This window comes from Microbacterium sp. 05N427, assembly GCF_056397105.1.
Map to the genome: position 1 here is coordinate 68,283 of NZ_JBFTMT010000024.1, position 7,578 is coordinate 75,860.

Annotated in this window: 6 protein-coding genes; 4 read left to right on the forward strand and 2 right to left on the reverse strand. The window is 72.7% G+C overall.

The features are described from left to right. Nucleotides 1-86: 86 nt before the first annotated feature. Nucleotides 87-1,448, reverse strand: a complete 1,362-nt coding sequence (gene gabT / locus AC1DG4_RS18145; RefSeq protein WP_477380132.1) for a 4-aminobutyrate--2-oxoglutarate transaminase — start codon at nt 1,446-1,448, stop codon at nt 87-89. 112 nt (nt 1,449-1,560) lie between these two features. On the opposite strand from gabT, the gene AC1DG4_RS18150 reads away from it, so the two are divergent. Next, a complete protein-coding gene (locus AC1DG4_RS18150) occupies nt 1,561-3,054 on the forward strand; it encodes a PucR family transcriptional regulator (RefSeq protein WP_477420447.1) in 1,494 nt (497 codons plus the stop codon). A gap of 133 nt (nt 3,055-3,187) precedes the next feature. Here the strand turns inward: AC1DG4_RS18150 and AC1DG4_RS18155 are convergent, their stop codons facing one another. After that, nucleotides 3,188-3,886 (reverse strand): MBL fold metallo-hydrolase, encoded by a 699-nt coding sequence (locus AC1DG4_RS18155; protein WP_477380136.1) that lies wholly within the window; start codon nt 3,884-3,886, stop codon nt 3,188-3,190. A gap of 93 nt (nt 3,887-3,979) precedes the next feature. Here AC1DG4_RS18155 and AC1DG4_RS18160 point away from each other — a divergent pair, with 93 nt between their 5' ends. The 3 genes from AC1DG4_RS18160 to phoA all read left to right on the forward strand — a co-directional run bounded on the left by AC1DG4_RS18160 (nt 3,980) and on the right by phoA (nt 7,492). Beyond that, nucleotides 3,980-4,546: a TetR/AcrR family transcriptional regulator gene (locus AC1DG4_RS18160; protein WP_477380138.1), complete on the forward strand. Its 567-nt coding sequence runs from the start codon at nt 3,980-3,982 to the stop codon at nt 4,544-4,546. Between the two features lie 63 nt (nt 4,547-4,609). Then, complete coding sequence (locus tag AC1DG4_RS18165; protein WP_477380140.1) at nt 4,610-5,278, forward strand: amino acid deaminase; 669 nt, start codon at nt 4,610-4,612, stop codon at nt 5,276-5,278. A gap of 333 nt (nt 5,279-5,611) precedes the next feature. Further along, nucleotides 5,612-7,492: an alkaline phosphatase gene (gene phoA / locus AC1DG4_RS18170; RefSeq protein WP_477380142.1), complete on the forward strand. Its 1,881-nt coding sequence runs from the start codon at nt 5,612-5,614 to the stop codon at nt 7,490-7,492. The last annotated feature ends 86 nt before the right edge of the window (nt 7,493-7,578 follow it).

A 7,578-nucleotide genomic window follows, 5' to 3' on the forward strand; every position in this document is an offset into this window, starting at 1 on the left:
TGCTGCGTCTGTCTTGTCTTGCTTTGGTGCAGAAAAGTTGCCGGGCGCGATCCAGCATCCCCCGATCCCGATCGCGCCCGGACGTCTCAGTGGGCCGCGAGGGCTTCGGCGATGACGTCAAGACCCTCGTGGAGAAGGTCGTCGCCGATCGTCAGCGGCGGGAGGAAACGGATCACGTTGCCGAACGTGCCGCAGGTGAGGACGATGACGCCCTGGGCGATCGCGGCCTTCGCGACCGCGCCGGTGAGCGCCGCATCCGGGGCGCCGGTGGCGGGATCCACGAACTCGGCGGCGATCATCGCGCCGTGGCCGCGGATGTCGCCCACGCGCGGGTCTGCGGCCTGGATCGCGACGAGGCGGTCCTTGAGCAGCGCGCCGATCTCGACCGCGCGCTCCAGGAGGCCCTCGGTCTCGTAGGCGTCGATCGCGGCGAGCGCGGCGGCGCAGGCCACCGGGTTGCCGCCGTAGGTGCCGCCCAGGCCACCGGAGTGCGAGGCGTCCATGATCTCGGCGCGGCCGGTCACAGCGGCCAGCGGCATGCCGCCGGCGATGCCCTTGGCGGTCGTGATGAGGTCGGGCTCGATGCCGAAGATCTCGCTCGCGAACATCGCGCCGGTGCGGCCGAAGCCGGTCTGCACCTCGTCGGCGATGAAGACGACGCCGTTCGCGCGGCACCACTCCACGATCGCCGGCAGGTAGCCGTCGGCGGGGACGATGAATCCGCCCTCGCCCTGGATGGGCTCGATGATCACGGCGGCCAGGTTCTCGGCGCCGATCTGCTTCTCCAGCTGGAGGATCGTGCGGGCCGCCGCCTCGGCGCCGGACAGGCCGTCGCGGAAGGGGTAGGAGGCCTGCGCGCGGTACACCTCGGGGGCGAACGGGCCGAAGCCGCTCTTGTAGGGCATCGCCTTGGCGGTGAGCGCCATGGTGAGGTTGGTGCGACCGTGGTAGCCGTGGTCGAAGGCGACGACGGCCTGACGGCCGGTGTGCTTGCGGGCGATCTTGATCGCGTTCTCGACCGCCTCGGCGCCCGAGTTGAACAGGGCCGTCTTCTTGGCGAAGTCACCCGGGGTGAGGCGGTTGAGCGCCTCGGCCACCTCCACGTAGGACTCGTACGGGGAGATCATGAAGCAGGTGTGCGTGAACTGCGCGGCCTGCGCGGCGATGGCTGCGGCGACCTTCGGGTGCGCGCTGCCGACCGTGGTCACGGCGATGCCGGATCCCAGGTCGATGAGCGAGTTGCCGTCGGCGTCGACGACGACGCCGCCGCCCGCGGCGACCGCGGCGACGGGCACGGTGTGCCCTACTCCGGCGGGAACGGCCGAGGCCTTGCGGGCGAGGATCTCGGCCGAGCGCGGGCCGGGGAGCTCGGTGACGAGGCGGCGCTCCTGGGGAAGGGAGGGGCCGCCGAGGGGAAGCGTGTCTGCCTGCGCGTCGATGGTGCTCATGGCGTCGAGACTACGGAGGTCCCCGCCCGGCAGCATTCGCCGTGGCGTACAATCTGGATCACGATTTCGCCGATCCGGCCACGCAAGGATCGGCTGCGAAGGAGCATCGCCCATGGACCAGCAGCCCACGCTGCGCACCCTGCTCGGCCGCCGCGATCTGCATCTGCGGCTGGTCGGCTCCGAGGCGGCGCTGCCTGCCGGATCCCTGGACCTTCCGCTGCGCTGGGTGCACAACTCCGACCTCACGGATCCCACGCCCTTCCTCGCCGAGGACCTCGCCCTGCTCACGACGGGCACGCAGTTCGCCGACGACGACCCCGCGGGCACCCACGCCTACGTGCACCGACTCGTCGACCGCGGGGTGGTGGGGCTGGGCTTCGGCACCGAGGTGCACCGCAGCGGGATCCCGGCAGACCTCGCCGCCGCGTGCGCGCAGACCGGTCTGCCGCTGTTCGAGGTGCCGTACGGCACTCCGTTCATCGCCGTCGCGCGGGCGCACTCCGAGGCGATCGCCGCCCAGGCGTACGCCAGGCGCACCTGGGCGCTGGAGACCCAGCGCGCGCTGTCGGTCGCCGCGCTCCGCCCGCACGGACTGGAGTCCACGCTCACCGAGCTGTCGCGCCGACTCGACTGCCGGGTCGGCATGTACGACGCCTCGGGCCAGCTCGTGCACGAGCACCCCTCGGGCGGGTCCTCCCCGGTCGTCGCGGCGGCGGCGGCGGATCTCCTCGCCCGCGGCGGCTCGGCGAATCGGGTGGTGCAGGACGGCGATGCGGCGCACACGCTGCTCACCGTGGGGCGCGCGGGGCACCTGCGCGGGATCGTCGCGATCGCGAGCGGCACTCTGGATCCGGAGACCCGCGCCGTGGTGACCTCGGTCATCGCGATGGCAGGGCTCTCGCTCGAGCAGAGCGAGCAGCTGGCGCGCAGCCGGCGACGACTGCACAGCCAGCTCCTCTCCTCGCTGCTCGCCGACGACCCGACCCTGGCCCGGCGGGTGCTCGGCGCTCTGCCGCCGGCCCCGGTGGTCGTCGCCGTCGCCGCGGGTCCGCGCCAGGGCGCCGTCATCGAATGGTGGGAGCGGCAGCAGGGCGACGCCGCGCCCGCCGTGTTCCTCGCGGAGTCGGAAGACGGACTCGTGATGAGCATGAGCGTCGCCGATGCGGGGGTGCTGGACGAGGTCGCCGCCCGGGCCGAGGTGCGCATCGGCGTCTCCGCGCCCGAGGAGTACAGCGGGTTCTCGCGAGCGCACGCACAGGCGCTCACCGCCCTGCGCCGCGCGGGTGAAGGCGTCACCCGCTATGCGGACAGCGCGGAGTCGAGCGTTCTGGCGGCCTTCGCGACGGATGAGGCGCGACTGATCGCCGAGTCCCTGCTGGCCCCCCTCCGCCAGCACGACGCGCAGGAGGGGGCGGAGCTGGAGCGGTCGCTGCGGATCTGGCTCGAGCACGACACCCGCCTGGAGCCGGCCGCAGCCGCTCTCGGCGTGCACCGGCACACGCTGCGCACCCGCATCGCCCAGGCGTCGTCGATCCTCGGCGCCGACCTCGGATCCTTCCCGGCGCGCGCAGAGCTCTGGGCGGCCCTGCGGACCGCCGGCGACTGACCCGCCCTCACGCCTTTTCGTTCAGGTCGCCCTTTCGTCCAGGTCGCAGTTCCGGCGCCAAAACCGGCGTCGAACGAGCCGAAACTGCGACCCCGCCAAGGCAATCGCGACCCGATCGACGCGCGGACCGTGCTCAGCGCTTCCGGGCCGCGAGCATCTCGGCCGCGGTGCCGTGGAAGATCGGACCGTGGCCGACCACGATCGTGCGCTCTGGCAGCGCGCGCAGGCGCTCGAGGCTCTCCGGCGTCTGCTCCGGGGCATCGCTGAACGGGCCGAGCTGCACGTCCGTGGATCCGTTCAGCACGTGCCGGGTGGTGAGGGCGTCGCCGACGAAGATCGCGTCGACGGCAGGAATGCGGATGGCGACGGATCCGGGCGAGTGCCCCGGGAGGCCGATGATCTCGGGAGCGCCGGGCAGCTCCAGCACGTCCCCGTCCCGCATCGTGCGCACCGCGCCGAGGTGCTTCGTGCGCAGCCCGCCGCGGCGCAGCGCGGCGGCGAAGAACTGCAGGGCAGGGCCGAGCCGCATGGCGCCGCCCGATGCGCCGGGCGTCTTCTCCCCCTGCGCTCGGCCCGCATCCGCCTCGTGCACGAAGGTCGGCACGTCGTACTCGGTGCGCAGCCACTCGGCGATGCCGATGTGATCGCTGTCGCCGTGGGTCAGCACGACGCCGCGGATGTCTTCGGGGCGGTGGCCCGCTGCGGCGAGCGCCTGCTGCAGGATCCGCCGGTCACCCGGCAGGCCTGCGTCGATGAGCGTGATGCCCTCGTCGGTGACGACGGCATGCATGGCGACGATGTCGTCGCCGATCCGGATGAGCTCTGCATTCATGATGGCTACGTTATATAGCTATGATGGCTACTGTCAATAGCCTTATGATCGAAGTGCGACGGCCGCAACGCGTCTGCCGCAGAGGAGGACCCGATGCCCGCACCACAACGCGTCACCCGCTCCGCGCTCACCGCCGCCGCGCGCGCCATCGCCGAGGACGAGGGCATCGACGCCGTCACGATCAGCGCGGTCGCCGCCGCCGTCGGTGTGCGCCCGCCCAGCCTCTACAAGCACGTGGCACACCGACACGACCTGCTGCGGCTCATCGCCGACGACGCCGCACGCGAGCTCGATGAGGATGTGGCCGCCCTGACCGGATCGGTGACCGATCCCGCCGCCTCCCTCAGGGCGATCGCACGGGCGTTCCGGGCGTTCAGCGCCCGCTCCCCCCGCGCGTCCTCATTGCTGTTCTCGGGCTCCGCGTTGAGTGCGGAGCCGCAGTCCGAGGGCATGCTCGCCCTCACGAGCACCCTGCTGAGCGCCGTGCGGGCCACGGCCCCGGCCGCCGACCCGCTCCCTGCCGCCCGCACGCTGACGGCGTGGGCGTACGGCTTCTGCACCATGGAGCAGGCCGGCGCGTTCCAGCTCGGCGGCGACGTGGACGAGGCGTTCGAGTTCGGCCTGACCACGCTCGCGGAAGCGCTCACCGCGCACCGCTGAGCACACTCCCCGTCGATACCGGTGACCCTGCCCGCCGTCGGCGCACCGGCGTAGTGTGGGCGCATGGGAGGCATCGAGGATCCGGACCGCGCGGTCACCGCCGCGGCTTCCGCCCCCGGTGCGGCCGCCGGTGCCGCCGCCGAGGCTCTCGCGACGATCGATGAGTTCGCGACCGCGATCGATGCGGATCGCGCCGTCGGCCTCTTCGGCCGCTGGGGCCTCGCCACTGCGATCGACGCGCGCACCGGCGAGACGCTCCTCGCGCAGCCCCTGTTCGAGGCGCTGCACGACCGGGCGGGGCTGGAAGCCGCCTGGCCGATCGGCAACGCCGGACTGCTGCAGACCTACGGATCGCTGCTCGCCCCTGTGGCCGCCGAAGACCGGAACCGCGAGCGCTGGCTCGGTGCGGACCTCGCCACGGGGCTGGGCCTGGACAGTGCGCACTTCGCCCCGGGAGAGGGATCCCGTACGCTGCTCGCCCGCGCCACGGAGGCCGCCGCGGTGCTGCTCGCCTCGGGCGGGGAGTTCTCCTGGTACTCGCTCGCCGAGGGCAGGGCCACCAGAGCCGTGCTGAGCCACGAGCACGACGGATCCCGCGCTCTCGCCTATGCGGTGGCACCGGCGCCCGGCACGTCGCCGCTTCTGGTCGCGCTGCTCCCCGTCGCACAGGCCGAGACGATCCGTCGCGACCTCGACGAGGCCGCGTCGCGCCTGCGCTGGAACGCGGCCTGACCCCTCCACTTCCGAGTCGTCCCCGCCAGCGCACCCCATGGGCTCCGCTGATGGGGACGACGCGGAGATGGAGAGCACCCACATTTCGAGTCGTCCCCGCCAGCGCACCCTATGGGCTCCGCTGACGAGGACGACGCAGCTGGATCCGATCCGGATCCGGATCCGGATCCGGAATCTGGATCCAGCGCGCTCATAGCCCGCACTCAGCGGATTCATCGATTCGTCACCTCGTCGTCACCCGCCGTACCTCTGGCGCTGATGGGCTGGACGAGCCGGGCCGGCACGCAGACGCGAGCCGCCTGGCCCTCCCCGCTCCCCCAGAGGAAGACAGCCATGAACGCCAGAACCACGTTCGCGCGCTCCGCGATCGCGCTCGCCCTCGTCGCCGGCGCCGCGCTGGCCGCGCCCGCCGCCTACGCCGCAGCACCATCCGACCCGTCCGTGCCGGGCGGGGCCACGCGCAACGACGGCGACCAGACCGCGGCGCTACGCGACGCGATCGTCGCAGGTCCCGCGAAGAACGTGATCCTGCTCATCGGCGACGGCATGGGCGACTCCGAGATCACGGTCGCCCGCGACTACCAGTACGGCGCCGGCGGACGCCTTCCCGGCATCGACGCGCTGCCGCTCACCGGCTCGTACACGACCTACTCGCTCAACAAGGACGGTTCGGCCGACTACGTCCCCGATTCGGCCGCGACCGGCTCGGCCTGGGCGACCGGCACCAAGACCTATGACGGCGCGATCTCCGTCGACATCGCGGGCAAGGGCCACGACACGCTGCTCGAGCTCGCCAAGGCGAACGGCCGCAAGACCGGCAACGTGTCCACAGCCGAGCTGCAGGACGCCACCCCGGCGGTGCAGGCCGCCCACGTCGCGGGACGCAAGTGCTACGGCCCCGACTCGGTCAAGCAGTGCGGGCCCGACCTGCTCGAGAACGGCGGCAAGGGCTCGATCAGCGAGCAGATCCTGGACACCAGGGCCGACGTCACGCTCGGCGGCGGATCCGAGTCGTTCGATCAGACCGCGAAGGCCGGCGCGTGGCCGGGTTCGAGCCTGTTCCAGCAGGCCGAGACCCGCGGCTACCAGGTCGCCCGCACCGCCGCGGACCTCGCCGCGATCAGCGCCGCGGACCAGGCGCACCCGGTTCTGGGCACGTTCACCGCGGGGAACTTCCCCACCCGCTTCGCCGAGACGACGGCCACCGTCGGCGGCGCCGATGCGGCGCCCGTCACCTGCACCGAGAGCGCAGACCGCCTCGACTCCTCGCTCTCGCTCGCGGCGCTCACCCAGAAGTCGATCGATCTACTCAAGGGCGGCAAGGGCTTCTTCCTGCAGGTCGAGGGCGCATCCATCGACAAGCAGGACCACGCCGCCAACGCCTGCGGCCAGATCGGCGAGACCATCGACCTCGACGAGGCCGTGCAGGTCGCGCTCGACTTCGCCAAGGCCGACGGCGACACCCTCGTGATCGTCACCGCCGACCACGCGCACACCTCGCAGATCGTGGACAGCACCCCGCCGACCTCGCTCTCGATCGCCCTGAAGACCACCGAGGGCTCCACGATGAAGGTGTCCTACGGCACCGCCGGCGCGGGCGGCTCGCAGCAGCACACCGGAAGCCAGGTGCGGATCGCCGGTTACGGCCCCGGGGCGGCGAACGTCGTCGGCCTCACGGACCAGACCGACAACTTCTTCACTATCGCGGGCGCCCTGCAGCTGAACCGCGACCTGCCCGCGCTGTCGGCCGCCGCCACCCTCACCGCCCCCGAGAAGGTCGCGCCGGGTGGCACGATCACCCTCGCGGCCGCGGGCCTGAACGGCGACCGTCAGGTGAACGGATCCGTGTCGGCGGCCGGTGCCGCGGTCCGGGCCGCCGCCGACCCGATCGGACGGACCGACGTGATCGACGGCGGCGTCGCGCTGTCGCTGACCGCCCCGACCGAGCCGGGCGAGTACACCGTCGCCCTGACCGGCGAGCAGACCGGCAAGGCGCTGACCGCCACGTTCACGGTCGCCGAGGGCGCCCCGACCACGCCGACCGCGTCGCCGAGCCCGACCGCGCCGGCCGTGGCTCTGCCTCCGACCGACGGCAACGGCGGCAGCCTCGCGCTCACCGGCGGCACCGTCGGCGCAGCGGCCCTCGTCGCCCTCGCGCTGATCGCCGCCGGCCTGCTGCTGGCCCGCGCCCGCAACCGAGCCCGCCGCGCCTGACCCTGCCCCACCCCTCCCCCGGGGGCTCCCACATCCGAGTCGTCCCCGCCAGCGCACGCCATAGGCCCCGCTGGCGGGGACGACTC

Bases quoted from the DNA above. Each gene is read 5' to 3' on its own strand.
- gabT (WP_477380132.1), bottom strand. From the start codon at position 1,448: ATGAGCACCATCGACGCGCAGGCAGACACGCTTCCCCTCGGCGGCCCC.
- phoA (WP_477380142.1), top strand. From the start codon at position 5,612: ATGAACGCCAGAACCACGTTCGCGCGCTCCGCGATCGCGCTCGCCCTC.
- AC1DG4_RS18155 (WP_477380136.1), bottom strand. From the start codon at position 3,886: ATGAATGCAGAGCTCATCCGGATCGGCGACGACATCGTCGCCATGCAT.
- AC1DG4_RS18150 (WP_477420447.1), top strand. From the start codon at position 1,561: ATGGACCAGCAGCCCACGCTGCGCACCCTGCTCGGCCGCCGCGATCTG.
- AC1DG4_RS18165 (WP_477380140.1), top strand. From the start codon at position 4,610: ATGGGAGGCATCGAGGATCCGGACCGCGCGGTCACCGCCGCGGCTTCC.
- AC1DG4_RS18160 (WP_477380138.1), top strand. From the start codon at position 3,980: ATGCCCGCACCACAACGCGTCACCCGCTCCGCGCTCACCGCCGCCGCG.